General features: G+C 60.6%; 11 protein-coding genes and 1 pseudogene. 7 read left to right on the top strand and 5 right to left on the bottom strand.

Annotation, left to right across the window (positions count from 1 at the left end):
* Positions 1-25: 25 nt before the first annotated feature.
* Positions 26-1,087 carry a hypothetical protein gene (locus OXE05_07125; protein ID MCY4437090.1) on the top strand — a complete coding sequence of 354 codons (1,062 nt, stop codon included), beginning with the start codon at positions 26-28 and terminating at the stop codon, positions 1,085-1,087.
* Positions 1,088-1,133: 46 nt separating this feature from the next.
* Here OXE05_07125 and OXE05_07120 read toward each other — a convergent pair whose 3' ends face one another.
* Positions 1,134-1,613: a phosphate uptake regulator PhoU gene (locus tag OXE05_07120; GenBank protein ID MCY4437089.1), complete on the bottom strand. Its 480-nt coding sequence runs from the start codon at positions 1,611-1,613 to the stop codon at positions 1,134-1,136.
* Between the two features lie 283 nt (positions 1,614-1,896).
* On the opposite strand from OXE05_07120, the gene OXE05_07115 reads away from it, so the two are divergent.
* From OXE05_07115 to OXE05_07105, 3 genes and pseudogenes are all read left to right on the top strand, one after another.
* Positions 1,897-2,877: a phosphotransferase gene (locus OXE05_07115; GenBank protein ID MCY4437088.1), complete on the top strand. Its 981-nt coding sequence runs from the start codon at positions 1,897-1,899 to the stop codon at positions 2,875-2,877.
* A 304-nt stretch (positions 2,878-3,181) separates the two neighbouring features.
* Positions 3,182-4,105 carry a lyase gene (locus OXE05_07110; GenBank protein MCY4437087.1) on the top strand — a complete coding sequence of 308 codons (924 nt, stop codon included), beginning with the start codon at positions 3,182-3,184 and terminating at the stop codon, positions 4,103-4,105.
* Positions 4,106-4,169: 64 nt separating this feature from the next.
* Positions 4,170-4,349, top strand: a pseudogene (locus OXE05_07105) (NAD(P)-binding protein).
* A gap of 238 nt (positions 4,350-4,587) precedes the next feature.
* Here OXE05_07105 and rnhA read toward each other — a convergent pair.
* The 3 genes from rnhA to OXE05_07090 all read right to left on the bottom strand — a co-directional run bounded on the left by rnhA (position 4,588) and on the right by OXE05_07090 (position 8,805).
* Positions 4,588-5,067: a ribonuclease HI gene (gene rnhA / locus OXE05_07100; GenBank protein ID MCY4437086.1), complete on the bottom strand. Its 480-nt coding sequence runs from the start codon at positions 5,065-5,067 to the stop codon at positions 4,588-4,590.
* A 623-nt stretch (positions 5,068-5,690) separates the two neighbouring features.
* The gene (locus OXE05_07095; GenBank protein ID MCY4437085.1) at positions 5,691-7,136 is read right to left on the bottom strand and encodes a CehA/McbA family metallohydrolase; all 1,446 of its coding nucleotides are present in this window, start codon (positions 7,134-7,136) and stop codon (positions 5,691-5,693) included.
* Between the two features lie 481 nt (positions 7,137-7,617).
* A complete protein-coding gene (locus tag OXE05_07090) occupies positions 7,618-8,805 on the bottom strand; it encodes a mandelate racemase/muconate lactonizing enzyme family protein (GenBank protein MCY4437084.1) in 1,188 nt (395 codons plus the stop codon).
* 409 nt (positions 8,806-9,214) lie between these two features.
* Here OXE05_07090 and OXE05_07085 point away from each other — a divergent pair, with 409 nt between their 5' ends.
* The 3 genes from OXE05_07085 (at position 9,215) to OXE05_07075 (ending at position 11,976) form a co-directional block, all read left to right on the top strand.
* Entirely contained in the window at positions 9,215-10,057 is an 843-nt protein-coding gene (locus OXE05_07085) for a methyltransferase domain-containing protein (protein MCY4437083.1), read from the top strand.
* Between the two features lie 370 nt (positions 10,058-10,427).
* Positions 10,428-11,186 (top strand): 3-oxoacyl-[acyl-carrier-protein] reductase, encoded by a 759-nt coding sequence (fabG, locus tag OXE05_07080; GenBank protein ID MCY4437082.1) that lies wholly within the window; start codon positions 10,428-10,430, stop codon positions 11,184-11,186.
* Between the two features lie 319 nt (positions 11,187-11,505).
* Complete coding sequence (locus tag OXE05_07075) at positions 11,506-11,976, top strand: hypothetical protein (protein MCY4437081.1); 471 nt, start codon at positions 11,506-11,508, stop codon at positions 11,974-11,976.
* A 674-nt stretch (positions 11,977-12,650) separates the two neighbouring features.
* Here the strand turns inward: OXE05_07075 and OXE05_07070 are convergent.
* Positions 12,651-15,608, bottom strand: coding sequence for an AAA domain-containing protein (locus OXE05_07070; GenBank protein MCY4437080.1), 2,958 nt, complete (start codon positions 15,606-15,608; stop codon positions 12,651-12,653).
* Positions 15,609-15,840: the final 232 nt, after the last annotated feature.

Raw genomic sequence — 15,840 nt, 5'->3', positions numbered from 1 at the left:
TTCACGCCCGCTCCTCGAACTCCAGGTGAGTCCGGCTTCGCTGCAGGCCGACGGCTCGGGGTCTGTCACCATTCATTACCAAGTCGCGCGCGAGGCAGCCGTTTCGCTTGCGTTGCAGTCTGCCAATGGCACGGTGGCTGTCTTGCGGGACCGCGTTGCACGCGGGCCGGGCGCGTATTCCTTTGTCTTTCAGGGCGCCGTTGACGGTCGCGTGCTGCCCAACGGTGCATACACCGTTGTCGCCACAGCGGAGGACTCCCATTCAGGTGCGTCAGTTGAACAGCGACAGCCGCTCGCGATCGCCAACGCCGATACGTCACCCCCAGTGATCGAAGACCTCCAGGTCTCACCGGCAGTGTTCTCACCAAACCAAGACGGTGTAAACGACCGCCTGACACTTAGCTTCGCCGTTGCCGAGCCCGTGATCGTGGCAGTACGCCTCTTTGCAGGCGACGAAACGCGATGGCTGGTGCGCAATGTCGCTGCACCCCCCGGCACGGTGCGCACGTCGTGGCCGCCATCGGTGCGGCACGCTCCCAGTCTCAATCAGGCGGTGGACCGTTTACCTGCCGGCCGGGCGGAGGTGGAAGTCGCGATTTGGGATCCTGCAGGCAACCGCACCATGCAGCGCCACACCATTGAAATCGGCGAGACGGGCGTTCCGCAGGCACAAGTATCTGGACTTGAGATCACACCTGAAACCGTACCGCCCGGCGGTACGATAGCGGTCTCCGCAATTGTCACGAACGTCGGAGCGGTCACATTGCGTGCGGCGCCTCCGGGTCCAGCCACGTACGCCTGGGGCCAGGATGCCCCCTCGCTCGGGTACACGGCGGCCGCCGGAACCGTGCGCTGGGGCGTAGACTTTTCACTCAACCGCAGCGGGATCGGTTATCCGTTTCGCTGGAGCCTGGGTCGCGACCTCGCGCCTGGCGAGAGCGCCGCGGTAACCGGCACAATCACCGTGAATGAGAACTTTCCGCAAGATCCGGTACAGCTCTGGATCGGCGTTATTCACGAGAACAACCGGGTGCTCGCCGACAAGCGCGGCAACACCCGATTGCACCTCGAGGACGAGGACAACTAGGACGAGAGCAAGAGTTTAGCGCTCCCCTCGCAGCGCTCGATACGCATTACATCGATGCGTTGATCCCTTCCATTTCGCCGGTGACGATGCAGTCCACACGCTCGCAGATGTTGGTCACCCGTTCGGCGGTGCGCTCCAGGTTGTGGGAGACCCGGCTCAGATAGAGCCCGCGTTGCATCGTGCACGAGTCCTCGATCAAGAAGCTAATGAATTCGCGCGCCATCTGATCGCGCAAGGCATCTACCGCATCATCTTCATGCGAAACACGCTTGGCCTTCTCTACGTCGCGCTCCACTGAGGCTTCACGCGAGCGGCTCAGCAAACCGTTTGCTGTCGCCGCCATACGGGGAATGTCGATCAGGGGCCTGACGAGCGATTCATCATCCAGCATGACATTGTTTTTGCAGATGCCCTCCGCCTGGCTGACGGCAACGCCCACCATGTGCCCGAAAGCAACCACTTCGTCTTGAAATTCGCGGAGTACTGCCGTAAAGGGTGCGCGCAGTTCGATGCTATCCTCACCCATAGCCGGTTAGCCGAAGTATTATACTTACTCTCATAGGGCGTCGCTCCTGGCAAGCCGCATCCTCGCTGGGGAGTTATCCCATCCGCAGGCAAATGAAACGTTCGAGCGCAGCTCATCCCACGCGGGCGCAGCGAGTTTCTGCTGGCGATTCGCCCAACCGTGAAAGCGATCCAACCTGGCAGGCGGTCACCGCCGCCCTTGGGGTTGGGTAGGGGAATGCAGACACATGTATGTGGTCACGGTGAAACAAGCGTAGAGTCAACAGGTACACATTAACTCCACCATGTCCGTAGACGAAACCTTCTACCAACGTGTCATTGAAACGTGCTTCCCTAATATTCGGGTTGCGCACATCCGTTTCAAAGGCGGCGGGACTTGCCGCGTGTTCGTCGTCAATCATTCGCTGATATTTCGTTTTCCTCACGCAGGCGGCTCAGTAGATAACGGCGACGCACCTGAGGAAGACGGCGCATTCCTCTTCCACGAGAAACGCGTGTACGATTCCGTAGCACCTTTACTCCGGCTCCCGGTCCCGCGCTACCGCTACTTTAGCGCGGGTTGCGAGCAGTTCCCGTACCCGGTGGCGGGCTACGCTAGGCTGTCTGGCCGGAGCCTGTCCGGCTGCTCCATTTCGGAAGACGAGCTTCAGCGCGTGGCAGGCCAGATTGGCGCGTTCCTCTCAGAGCTTCATGCCATCCCGCTATCAACCTTACCGGCAGAGCTGCGCCCACCTTCCCCATCGACTATCGGGCGTGACAACGCGCGCAGCCTATTCCGCCAGGTGAAAGCGCAGGCGTTCCCGCTGCTTAGTGCGGAGGAGCAGGAGTGGACGAGCAATCTGTTCCGGGAGATGTCCGGCGACAGTTCTCTGTGGGAACTCACGCCCGTGTTCACTCACGGCGACTTCGACGGATCGAATATCCTCTACGATGAATCACGAGGGGAAGTCAGCGGCGTCATAGACTTCGAGGAAGCCGGGCAGAAGGGCGACCCGGCGGTAGACTTTTGCGCGTTGCTCGCGGGCTTCGGTACCGCCTTCCTGGAGGCCGTACTCAACTCCTACACGCTGGACGTGTCTCGTGCTATGCGCCGCCGCATCGAACTCATCGCAAGACGCATCCTCTTCATAGAGTTGCTCTACGGCATCCAGGTTAACGACCGGCGCTTTATTGACAACGCTCGACAGCGCCTGCACCGCGCGCGACACGATATCGACCCCATTGGCGACTGGCTGGACGTCTCCACCAGCGCGACGAGAGAGTAGGCGGCAACTATCGGCGTACACAGGCAACGCTGTCTTTGATTCACAAACCCGTCACGTCTGCGGTATGGTGGATTCAGGAGAGTTTGACGTACCGCCGTCCGGCGCTCAGACGCCGCGACGCCTGCAAAGGAGCAACCTGATTACTATGACGAGAAGAAAACTACTCGGTCAGGGGCTGGCTTTGGCCACCGTGTGCTTGGCAGCGGCGTGCGGCGGCACTTCGGATGAAACGGCGGAGGAACCCGCTGCCTCCCCCATGCCAACTCCCACGCCTGCCGCGACTCCGGTGACGAAAACGGAATCCATGCCGAAGCCCACTGCGGAGAGTGTCTCCCTGCAGGAATTCCCTGTTCCAAGCGGCGCGCACCCCCACGACGTGGCACCGGCGCTGGAGACCAACGGCATCGTTTGGTACACTGCCCAGCACCGAGAAGCCCTGGGCATTCTCGATCCCACCACCGGTGAAACGCGCCACATTCACCTTGGCAGCGGCGCGCGGCCTCACGGCGTGATCGTGGGTCCGGACAGCGCGCCCTGGATCACCGACGGCGGCCTCAACGCCATGGTGCGCGTCGATCCAGCCACAGAGGACGTAGCTATTTTCTCGCTGCCGGCTAGCACGGGCTACGCCAATCTCAACACGGCAACGTTCGACTCCAATGGCATCTGCTGGTTCACCGGACAGAGCGGCATCTACGGTCGCGTTGACCCGCAGAGTGGGGAATTGCAGGTCTTTAATGCTCCACGCGGTCGCGGCCCGTATGGCATCTGCACCACACCCGACGGCAATGTCTATTACGCCTCACTCGCAGGTAGCTACGTGGGGCACGTAGACACAACTACCGGTGCCGTCACGGAACTGGATCCGCCCACGGCGGGCCAGGGCGCCCGGCGCGTGTGGTCGGATTCGCAGAGCCGCATCTGGGTGGCCGAGTGGAATGCCGGACAGGTCAGTCTCTACGACCCGACAGATCAGAGCTGGCGGGAGTGGCGGCTCCCTGGCGATTCACCCCGCGCCTACGCCGTTTATGTCGACGAGCACGACTTGGTCTGGCTTACGGACTTCGGCGCCAACGCCCTTGTGCGCTTCGACCCAACTGACGAGTCATTCGCCACCTATCCCTGGCCCAGCAGCGGTGCCGCGGTGCGACAACTCCTCGGTAGGCCTGGCGAAGTTTGGGGAGCAGAATCCGGCGTCGATGCACTTGTCGTGGCCCGCACAGGGTAGCCTTGTGCACCTTAATCCGCGCAGCTTGACCGCTTAGGTCGCTGTACGTGAAAGGTTATCCGCCATAGCCAACGCACGTGAGCCTCAGGCGCGCCCCGCTGAGAGCGCCGTCCTCATCATCGGCGGCGGCATTGGCGGTCTGGCAGCCGCCTTTGCCTTACAACAGGCCGGCATTCCCGCCGCCGTTTACGAACGCGCGCCGGTGTTGCAGGAAGTAGGGGCAGGCATTGGACTCCGCGCCAATGGCAGAATCCCCTCGCCTGCGCCCTGCGCAATACTGCTCTTTGGCTCACCCCGCAGTGGTTAGCCCGGAATCGCGGCGATGCGGCACTCCGAGCAGCCGTTAGGAATCTGGACCCACAGGGCTTGCCCTAAACTACGGCTTGCACCGGTCTTGGCGACTTCACCCCACCTCTGCGCGAGTACCCGTCGTATGGCATCTGCAAGTAAAGCTCACTCGAGCGGACTGCTTCTGCTTCCGTCTATGTCGGTGTCGTAGACTTTTCGTACGCCTCGTCAACCGGCAAGTTCTTGCCCCGCGCCGCCGCGTTCGCGAGCGCATCGCAACGCTCGTTTTCCAGTATTCCCTTGTGACCGGGTACCCACTTGAAAGTAACGCGGTGCGTGCCGGCTAAATTGAGCAAGATCTCCCAGAGATCGGGATTGGCGGCCTTGCCCTGCTTCCCGCGTTTCCACCCCTGGGCTTTCCACCTCTCTGCCCAACCTTGCATCATTGCATTCACAAGGTATGCGGAATCACTATGCAAGGTCACCTCGCAGGGCTCAGTGAGCGTTTCTAACGCGCGAATGGCCGCAAGAATCTCCATGCGGTTGTTCGTCGTTTTGCGAAATCCGCTGGAGATTTCTTTGCGGTGTTGTTTGAACATGATTACCGCGCCGTAGCCGCCCGGCCCGGGATTACCGATGCAAGCACCGTCCGTGTAGATAGTCACGCGTTTCATATGGACATATTGGGTCGTCCCATGCTGCAATTAGACCACGCTCAGCCATGCAGTCAGCTTTCGCTAGGCCACGCCAAGGCCCGTGCTGTTTAGTCGCCGCTCCTTTCCCCAGTCGGGGCAATCTTCTTCAGCGAACCCGTGGCGCGCGCTGCCTTGCCCCAATTCCCTCCATAGCAGACCTTTGCACAACATGAAGGCTCTTGCACCCTCTAGGCTGGCAGCAGCGGAAACCCCCACTCCTTGGGAGACCTTTGCGTAACTCCGTCATTCCGGCGAAAGCCGGAATCCAGAGCGCTTTTACAACTAAAGACAGCATGATGTCAAGTCATTTCACCCCCATCCCAACCTTCCCCCTCAAAGGTGAAGGGTTATGCAAAAGTCTCCTTAGGGAGAGGGGACAATCTCCTTTCCACATGGGTTTTGCAAAGGTCTCTTGGGGAAGAGGACCGGGCTGAGGAGAAAACTTCGTCGCTTCAGTCTAGATTCTTGTTATTTGTCAGCGCTACACGATGGTCTCTTCCACATACACAATCACGGGGCAACATCTGTAGCCTGAGTTAGCCCTCTTGAATCGAACATTGGAAAATCTTACCGCGGATGTGGAAGCTGAAACTTTCCTCGACCTATCCACGTGCCAGACGGGTATATTGCTCGCGACCGGTGTTGAAGATTTCCAGCATGCGCTGCCGCTGGTCGTTATGGTCGAAGCGGCCTTTCGTCGTAATCCACGCGGTAGCCCGCTCGATTGCTGCCACGAAGAACTCAGCAGACGCCCTGGTAGCCGGGTTGGAACCACCAGCTTGCACGTACACCGGACTAGTGTGGGCCCATTGCGCATGGCCGTAACTATCGCGCTGCCGACCCCAGCAGCGCGCGGCAATCCAACTGTCGTTCGGAACCGTCAAGCGAGTGCGCAAGACGCCCTCGCGCAGTCCGTCACCGTATTCCTCGCGCGCCACCACCTCCCCGTTGCAGATGAGTTCGATGCGTTGCACCGGCCGCAATGCCTGCCAGCGCACAAAGGTATTCACCTGCTTGCGTCTGCTGGTGCGCATGTCCAGCACGCTGCCAGGCGGCTGCCCGGCAACGCGGAGAGTGAGCGATGGGCCGTTTGTAATGAACGTTGCCCCGCTCTTGAGACCATCCAACCACGTGTCGTACGAGAAAGAGTCCTCGAGCTGCACGTACACCCGGTTCGCTGAGCACACAAACCAGTCTGAGCCGGTGCTGACCGGCAGTTGAAATCCACAATTGAGCAGGTGGTACCACAGATCGTACTCGGGGTCTGACCAGTAGGGGTCAAAGAGATTCAAGGCATCCAGCCGCCCCAAACCGGCGGCAATGGGCGCCTCCATTCCCTGGCCGTTGTGACACCAGATCGTCACACCGCCCTGCTCCTGCGCGGCGGTACAGGCATCGATGAGGGGCGGGTAGTCCGGCGCTGATTCATCCACCAGCACACCGCGACTCAGTGGCTCCACGTGCTCTTGCAGCCGCACCAGCATCACATGGCCGTAGCCGATATCCCAAGGAGTGCGATTGTGACGAGATTCCTCACCTACGTCCAGCACGTGTCCCGGCGTGGTGGGGTGCTCCATTTGTCCCACTGGAAAGCGATTTGTCGCGTACTCCAATTCCTGGCGCTGCAGCACGCTGATAATGGTCACGGTGAGGTCTTCTACCGTGGAGTCGAAGCGCAGGCGTTCCTCCGGCCGGCTTTCGAACTCACGGTAGTGGATGTGTGTATTGCCGGGGTAGAGCCCTTGCTTGGGCAGACTTATCCAGCGCTGGAGCGGCATTTCGAGGTTGACCGTGCCTTGGGTTGGGAGGTCTACGGTCATTTCGAGCGGCGCGTACTCGGTACCCCGCTCCACGCGCACGTCCACCTGTCCCCGCGGGCCCTCGAGCGTGAAGGCGCCGTCGCAGTAGAAGAACGGGTTGGTCGTGCCAACGGTCTCCAAACTGTCTTCAGGGACAAGGAATCTGCCCTGACTGCTTTGCACCGAGACCTTCGCTGCCAGCGGGCTGCCGGTAGATGCATCGTGAATTGTGCCCGTAAGAGTTGCCACCGTTATCTCTTCTCCCTGATTGAGCCCATCGCATGACCCGCGCCGGCCGCCATGAACACCTAACTCTCCAAGAATGCCGTTGGAAGTCTTGTTACCTCTCCGTCCCCAGGAGCAAGACTTGCACTTCTCACTCCGCTAGCACAAGAGCTTCCCTCCCGCACGCCGCAGGCGCGAGACTTGCTCCCTCTTCCTCAGGTGTATGACTTGCGCCCTCTTCCTCAGGCGTATAACTTCCTCCCTCTCCCTTAGGCGTATGACTTCCTCCCTCTCCTTGGGGAGAGGGCCGGGGTGAGGGGAATCGGGTGCCCATCCACCCCAATTCCATTTGCATGCCAGAGCTACACAAGTGCCTGCTTGTGGGTCATGGCAATTGCCATTACTGCAGAAACGTGCGCTTTCTCTCAAGATCAGGATACACAACCTGCCCGGTTACGGTATATTCCTGTGGCAATGATCCTGCCGCATGGCACATCCAACCGCGCTACGCACCTTCAAAGGGAAACTTTCGCTTGGCTGCCTCCAGGTCTATTTCCACACCCAAGCCGGGCCCATCTGGGATCGTCACGCAGCCCTCACTGTCTATCGCGGGCGGCGGTGCGATCAGTTCGGTAAAGAGCGGATTGCCGCCCTGGCGAAATTCGATGATCGGACAATTCGGCAGTGCCGCCGCCAGTTGCAAGCTGGCGTAGAAAAGGAGCGCCGATCCCCAAATGTGCGGGGCCACCTGCAGATTTGCCGCATGTGCCAGGGTGCCGATGCGGCGTGCTGCCGTAAACCCGCCGACCACCGCAAGATCGGGTTGCAGGATGTCTGCCGCCTCGCGCGCGATGATGTCGCGAAAGTCGAAGTGGGTGAAGTCATTCTCACCGGTTGAAATGGGAATTGACGTTGCCTGTCGCACCCGTCGCATACCGTTCCAGTTGTCGCTGCTCACCGGCTCCTCGAACCAGTCAATATCATATTCCTCAGCCGCCTGCGCCAAGCGAATCGCCTGGCCCTCATTAAGGGAACCGTGGGCGTCCAGCATGATTCTGTTGTCGGGTCCGATAGCCTCCCGTACGGCGCGAATGCGCGCGATGCCGTCCTTAACGATGCGGGGCGCATCCATGGCGCCCACGCGCATCTTCACTGCCCGAAAGCCCTGTGCAATGTAGCCCAGCGCCTCATCTCCCGCGCCGTCCGCGTCAGCGTGACCGCCGCTTGCATACGTAGGCAAGCGGGAGCGGTACCCGCCGCCCAGCAGCTTGTAAATCGGCACACCGAGCGACCGGGCAAAAATGTCCCAAAGTGCCATGTCAATGCCACCCATAGCGCAAACGGTCACACCCCGGCGGCCCATGCGCGGCGCGCTCTGGCCGTAGGTGAGCGCAATGTCCAGGCGCGGGCCGTTGTACATCTTTTCCCAGACATACTCAGGCTGCGTGGGGTCTTGACCAATGATCTCCGGTCCGAGTTCCCGCTCGACAATGGCTTGCAATGAAAAGCACGCGCCTCGCGTGTAGCCATAGCCCGGATGAACCTCGCCATGGCCGACGAGCCCGTCGTCCGTCTCGATCCTTACAATGATGGCGTGGGTCTCGTCGTGAAGCCCATAGTCCGAAGGCCGCTCGCGGCCGCTGCTCTGCACCGGCCACCGCAGCGGCACTGCCTCTACCGTGCGGATCTTCATGCGCTCTTCCTCATGGAAACACCCATTCTCGTTGACGACGCTCGCGCTTTCCCTCGCGCGGCTCACGCGGAGTGATACGGTAGACAGCAGAGTCTCCTGCTGTTTGCGCCCACTCACGCACACATTGTAGCATTGCGTTTCAGACCGGTCTGCCCAGGGGAGCCGGGAACGAGCGCAGAGTTGTGGCGTGTGGTTGTCCCTGCCAAACCGAAAACCCGTATAATGGGTAGTAAACTGCGACAGGGGCTTCTCGAAAGCTCTGCACGGTGTTATTCACGGATAGGCTGAAAGTCGGAGACAACGTCGAGTTCTGTATCGCGGTATCCACGGCTGATCCCGCGCACAAGGAAGTGACCGGCACCGCTTAACTGGAAGTTCAGCGTCCGTGCCGGTGGGAGGAAAGTGTTCAATGGGAGATTTGCAGGCAACGGATCACTCCTTCGAGCCATTCGCTCGGCATGAATTCTATCGTGAAACCAACACTCGACTGGTTGAATCCGCCCTAGGCTTTCTCGAGCGGCTTGATCCGACCGTGCAGCGGCGCATCGTGGACCTGGGCTGCGGCACCGGTGCCATTACGCGGCTGGTCCTCGCCAAAGTGCAGGATCTCGGGTTGAAAGCACAGATTCTTGGGATTGACCCTTCTCCCTTGGCGTTGGACAAGGCTCGGCAGAGCGTTAGCAGTTCCATGGTCAAGTTTCTCAATGGCAGCGCCGAAAACGTATCCCAATTGGTCTCTTCTGCCGACGCGCTCTTCTTCTGCAATGCCATTCATCTGATCGAGGACAAACAGGCTGTCTTGCGGGAGGTCGGCAAGGCCCTCAATCCCGGCGGTGTGATTGCCTTCAATACGACGTTCTTCGACGGGGCCTACCTTCCCATTACAGAGAAGGCCAATCGCATATGGATCGTCCGTGCGGTGCAGAAGCTGCGACGAGAATATCCCAATGTCAAAGTCGTCAAGGATGCAAAGACAACCGCCATGCGCTGGCTCTCCCCCGATCAATACGAAGCGCTGCTCGGAGAGAACGGCTTTGCCGTTACCCACATGGAGTGCCGGCAAGTCGAAATGACACAGGAGAGCCTGGAAGACATTAGCGATTACTCTCTCTTCATCGAAGGGGTTTTGCCCAGCGTGCCGTTGGACATAGGCGCCGAGGTGCTCAAGCACGGCATCCGGGAAGCCCTAAAGGAGTTGAAACTAACCACGGTCCCCCGCTACTGGCTGCAGGTTGTCGCCGAAAAGACGTGACGCTTTGCGCTCTGCAACGGCTTGCGCTCGCCGTAGAGCGTAACCGGCGCAAGTGAGAGTTCTCTCTTAGGAGACGTTTGCGCAACCACAGCGAGCAGTAAGAGTCCTTTCTAACGCAGACGATGAACTGTCCGCACAACCTGGCGGGGGCTCCCTCTCCCTCGGAGACTCTTGCTCAGTCCAGGTCGGCAGCCAAAGTGACTCCCTCTCCCTGGGGAGAGAGCCGGGGTGAGGGGGGGGGGCTTTACTTGATCCGTCCCACGACCGTTAGTCCAGTTCAAGTACGCTAGAACTAGCTGAGGACTCGGGTCTCAACCGCCTCTACAGATACGTAATGTCCAGCCAAGCTCTCCCGCAACGCACTGAAAATATGGAACAACACCTCGCCGGCAAAACGGCGCTCGTAACGGGAGCCTCGCGCGGCATCGGGCGCACTATAGCGCTCCATCTCGCCGCAGCCGGCGCTAACGTAGCGATCAATTACCAGGTCAACGAAGAAGCCGCGTTCGAAACTGTAGCGCAGATCCAAAGCGATGGCGGCAACGCGCTGGCAGTCAGCGGGGACGTGCGAGACTCCGCAGCGGTCACGTCTGTCGTAGACGAAACCCTGAGCCGGTTCGACAGCATCCACGTCTTGGTGAACAATGCTGGTATCACCAAAGATACTCTCGTCCTCAAGATGAGCGAAGATGACTGGGACCTGGTAGTAGACACCAACCTACGCGGCGCCTTTCTCTGCACCCGCGCCGCGTTGCGCCCCATGCTGGCGCAGCGCTGGGGCCGCATAGTCAACATCACGTCAGTCGGCTGGCTGGTCGGCAATCCCGGGCAAGCGAACTACACTGCCGCTAAGGCCGGAGTCGTCGCGTTGACCCGCTCCACTGCCGTGGAGATGGGCAGCAGGGGTATCACGGTCAATGCTATCGCGCCCGGCTATATCCCCACCGACCTGACCCACGACATACCGCCGCACCTCATGGACCGCCTTATGCAGAAGCTTCCCATCAAGCGCGCGGGAACTCCCGAGGAGATTGCTGCGCTCGTATCGTATCTCACCGGCGACGCCGCCTCCTATATCACCGGTCAAGTCATCCACATCGACGGCGGCCTGACAGCGGGCTTGCTCTGAATCGGAACCCTCAGCACAGCAAGTGGCCCCTGTGTAAACCCTATGCGCCCGCTGCCAACGAAGCATAAAGTCTTCACTGGGTCTGCTTCTTGCTAGAACTCATCTCATAAATACATAGCTTTGCGCAGATCTGCCCTTCGACAGGCTCAGAAGGAACGGGAAAACGAAACGGCATGTCGAATCTATCTATGAGATGAGTTCTCGTTGCTCTTTCTGGATCTGGCTCGCCCGGCCTCCGGTGGTATACTGGCGACAGGTTCTCGTTCGGCGTTACCGCATCTCTCAGGCCTTTCCAAACAGTCGGGGGCAACGTATCCTTATGTCAAGCACAGTAACCGAGCGCATCCTCAAGCTGCTGCGCGACCACGGTGCCACCTTCTCGTTTAAAGAACATGCACCGGTGAAGACCAGCCAGGAAGCGGCGGCGGTGCGCGGCACGCCTCTGCACGAGGGCGCGAAAGCCCTCGTCTTTGCCGCGGACGAAGCGATGGTGCTGGCAGTGGTGCCCGCCCATCGACGAGTGGGCACGCGTGCTTTCAAGCGAGCGTTCGGCATCAAGAACCTGCGCATGGTCAATCCGGATGAACTGCGCGCATCGACAGGCCTGCCCGTCGGAGCGGTACCCCCGTTTGGCAGCGTCATAGACCTTCCAACCTACGTGGACCGCGGCCTGCTGGCGAACGAGCGCATCTCGTTCAACGCGGGCAGCCGCACGGCCTCGATCGTCATGGCATGCAAAGACTTCATCGACGTCGAGCAACCCACCCTCGCCGATTTTGCGGCAGACTAGCCACTCCACGCCAGGAAGATTGCATATTCTCAGCGGCCTTGAATCGGGAGTAGTGCGGAGGGCAAGCCCCCGCGCCGCATTTCTCCACCTGCGCCAACCTGCTCAAACCATTGAGCGGAGGCTTACCAACCGCACCGCATTGCTCCACCCTGAGCTTGCAGGCACAACCTGTAGGGCGGGGGCTCCCGTTCCCCCTTGGCTCCGCACTCGCTGAACAAGACCTATGCACATCCATGCCGGTAGGCGAAAACGCCTCTCTACTTGGGGAGTCTTTTGCGCAACCAGGGCCTTCTAAAGTGGAGACACCCTCTCCCTGGGGGAATGGGCCGGGGTGAGGGGAAATCTACACCAATGTCGCCCGGTTCCTGGGAACCGCCAGAGTTTCGCAATAGTCTCTCCCCAGGCGAGAAAACAGCCGCAGTACGCGCTTCATGGACATCTCGCAAGCCTCGACGCACGACTGCGTGCGTCGAGAGTCCGCAGCTCACGGCGCCCTATTTCATTGCGGTAGCGCAGGTTTGAAACCTGCGTCAGGTGCAGGCATCACCCTCATGCCTACCATCAATGCAAAGTGAATTTCTCACGCCTGACCGGCCCGCTAAGACTTCCTCTCACACCGGCAAGAAGGCGATTTGGGGTTTGCCAGCCGGCTGGCAAACCGGCCTGCCCGCAATCTACCGCAGCTCCCGTGCAGGAGAATAGGAGCCAGCTTGGGTCAATAAGCTCGCTGCCTCAGTGTAGGGCATGAAAGCTGCCATGTCCTGGGGAGCGGCGGCGCTATGTGGCGGCGCCAGGAGCTTCCGCAGCGTCCTCGCGATCTGCTCACTCTCAACTCGGCGCAATTCCGCACCGCGGCTGACGGCCCCGAGCGGCGGGAATGTACATTCCCAAGTCAGGCGGTCGTCCACGGTCACAAGACTTGCTGCCAGCGCGCTGCGTTCTTCTACAACCGCACCGACCTGTTCACATACCTGCCGCGCCTCAGCCCCCTGTGCTCGTTGCCCCCTCTGCTGAGCGGGAGGAAGGGTGATAACTCTCACCGCGCCACGCTCCAAGAGCGCGGACGGCAGCGAGTCTAGCAGGCGTTCCACGGTGGACAATGCCAAATGCGGACTCCACACGGTCACATGGCGCTCTGCCGCTTGCAGGTCTTCCAAGAGAAGGTGCCAGCCGGTAGGTTTGCCGGACCGTTTGGCGCCCGCTCCTTTGGAGTGAGACGGCGCCAACGGAACGCGTGGCAGCGCACCGGCACGTTCGCTTCGCACAAGCTCGGACGCCGAAACCGCCCACCCGGACTGCACGGCCTCTCCCAACATGCGCCGCATGAGCGCACGCGCGCCAAACGTGTCGCGCACGTGCTTCCAATGGGCGACGATCATCACCCGCTGCCGCGCCTGACTAAACACGCCGCTAAAGAGGGCATACGCCTGGGAATCGGGGCGGGAATCGTCAAGAGCAGACCAAGTGAAAGTACCCGGCGTCTCCACAGTATCCAAAATTACAATGTCTGCCCCCCGCTGAGGCAGGCATGGAGGCGCGTAAATGTCGATACCGGCGTTAATCTCCCGGTCTCGGGCCAAGTGAAGCAAGAGACGAGCTTGTGCAGCGTATGGCGTCACGACTGCAACTGTTGCCTTTGGTTCTGCCGCGTGGACCCGTTCCGCGAGCGCTACCGCCGCAAGGGCGCCCCCGATGTTCATGCGCCCTTCCTGCGGGATCGCTTCACTCCACGGCTTCAATGCACCGGTATCTACGAGCAACAATGGACTTTCCTGCCCCAACGCCTTCTCAAGGGGCACGGTATGTCCGCGCACCGGTAAGCGTCGCCGCACGCTGCGGCGCGGCCCCTGCAGTCGGCTTGGCGCCTGCATTAACAGCGATTTGCTGCCGTCCCCGGCAACGTCGAGCCAGCGCGAGACGGCTTCGGCAAACGACGGCTGGAGCGTATGGCGTTCCAAGAGGTTGACTACCCAGGCTGCAGATTGCGTCCCCAAGCCCGCCATGTATTCAACAAACGAGCGTCCCAGCCAGCGCCCGGCAACCGCAGTATGGGCGCAGTGCCAGGGTTGTAGCGCGGTCTCCTCGGTCGAAACTACGAGACGCGAGTGCGCGAGGCCCGCGGCCCAGAAGATATGCGGCAAAGGAATACCGTGGGCGTCGTCAATCAGCACGACGTCAAACGATTCAGCAGCGTGGGATTCCGCGGCGAGAGCTTGCGAGACCGTGCTCGCCACAAGTCGTGCTCGTTCGCGGGTGGCGAGTCGCACGCCTTTCATCCCGCCCAAAGCATTCCGGTGCTTTTCATCCACTTCACTCAGGCGTGCTTCCGTATCTGCAAGCGCCGCATCAAAACTGTCAGTGGTCAGCTCGTACTGCGCAAGCTGTTGCTGAATGCTGGCACGCAGGCGCTCCGCAGCCGCCTCATTCTCTGCGAGACGGCGCCGCGCTTCCGCAAGCCGTTGCGCAAATCCGTAGGCCTCCTGCCGCTGCCGCTCCGGATCAACGCGAAAGGTGCGCCGGCCAACACCTGTGGACCGCCGGGTGAGACGCCTGGCCTGCTGCCACACAAGCTCCCACCGCTCCTTCAAATACTGCACTCCCGAGGGTTCAACAGGTCTGGGCGCCGCGGCTTCCTGCCGCGCCAGCAGCGCAGCCACCTCTGCCTGCACAGCATCACGCTCCTCCGCTGCCCGCTGAGCCAGACCTACGGCCTTCTGCAGGACGCGAAGGGCTTGATTTCGCTCCGCCAGAGCCTTGCGCTCAGCCTGCAGAGCCGCCAGCTCTTGCTCAAGCTCGTCTTTGAGGTGGCTTTCAGCTCGCTCCATTGCAAGCAATGGGTAGGCGCTTTGCGCAGCCGGATCTGCGCTGCAGCCGCTCCGGAGCACCTCACCGGCTGTATAGGCGGTCCTGCTTCCGGTCTCGATCAACGTTCGGAGCACTGAATCTATCGCGCTGTTGGAGGGAGCGAGCACGAGCACACGATAGCCGGCCGCAATACTGGCTGCCGCAATGCTGCTGAGCAGGTGGGTCTTCCCGGAGTTTGCCGGACCGGCAATGACCGTCACCGTTCTTTGAAGTGCTGTGTCAAGCGCCTGCTGCTGTGCCTCGTCGAGCATCGTCGCCTGAGAGCTTGTCGTATCTTCGCGTACCTCTTCTGCGGCTAAAGATTCACCTTCAAAGAGCGCAGCACTCAATCCTGGGCTCGTGCCTGGCTCGCTCGACTGCTCCCCAAGCGCCGCGTGGAGCCGCGCAAGCGCAACCCACGGTTGCGCCACAAGTGTGGCGCGCTCGATGAAGCGTGCGGGAGCAACTGCCAGCCGCAGCGACGCGCGCAACCCTTGCACGGCAATAATGCGGCATGGATGCACCTGGCTCCCAATGTGGAGTTCGCCCGGCGTATCATCCGGGATTGGCAGCAGCGAACTCAATGAGAACGCATAGGTATAGTCGCTGTCTGCCTCTGAAGTCAGTGTGCCGGACAACACCTCCGCATGAAACGTTGCCGCTTGGGCCTTCATAGCCGCAACTTCAGCAGCCACCGCCTCTTGCAATTCTATGGGCAGGCGCGGGGAGCTCTCTCTTGCTGTAGCAGTGTCGGACGGGCGCACGTTCACTTTGCGATTACCGATCAAAATGCAGTCTGCTCTACCGCCTATAATACCGCCTAACACGGGCGGCGCTCCAAATCGACCGCCAAGAGTGTCAGCCCCGGCTGGCAAGTCTGGCAAGTTGGCAATTAGCTGCGAGGTAAGTAGCATTGAAGAGAATCATGCTAACCAGTCTTCGGTATAGGCCGCACGCCACATGAGATGACGCAAGGAACACATTCTACTGTCGCTGCAGTCGTGTAGCTGAGGCAAGTGA

It is taken from the genome of Chloroflexota bacterium (assembly GCA_026710945.1).
Taxonomy (GTDB): domain Bacteria; phylum Chloroflexota; class UBA11872; order VXOZ01; family VXOZ01; genus VXOZ01.
The sequence above is the reverse complement of the archived record's forward strand: the minus strand, read 5'-3'. Positions and strand labels throughout refer to the sequence as shown.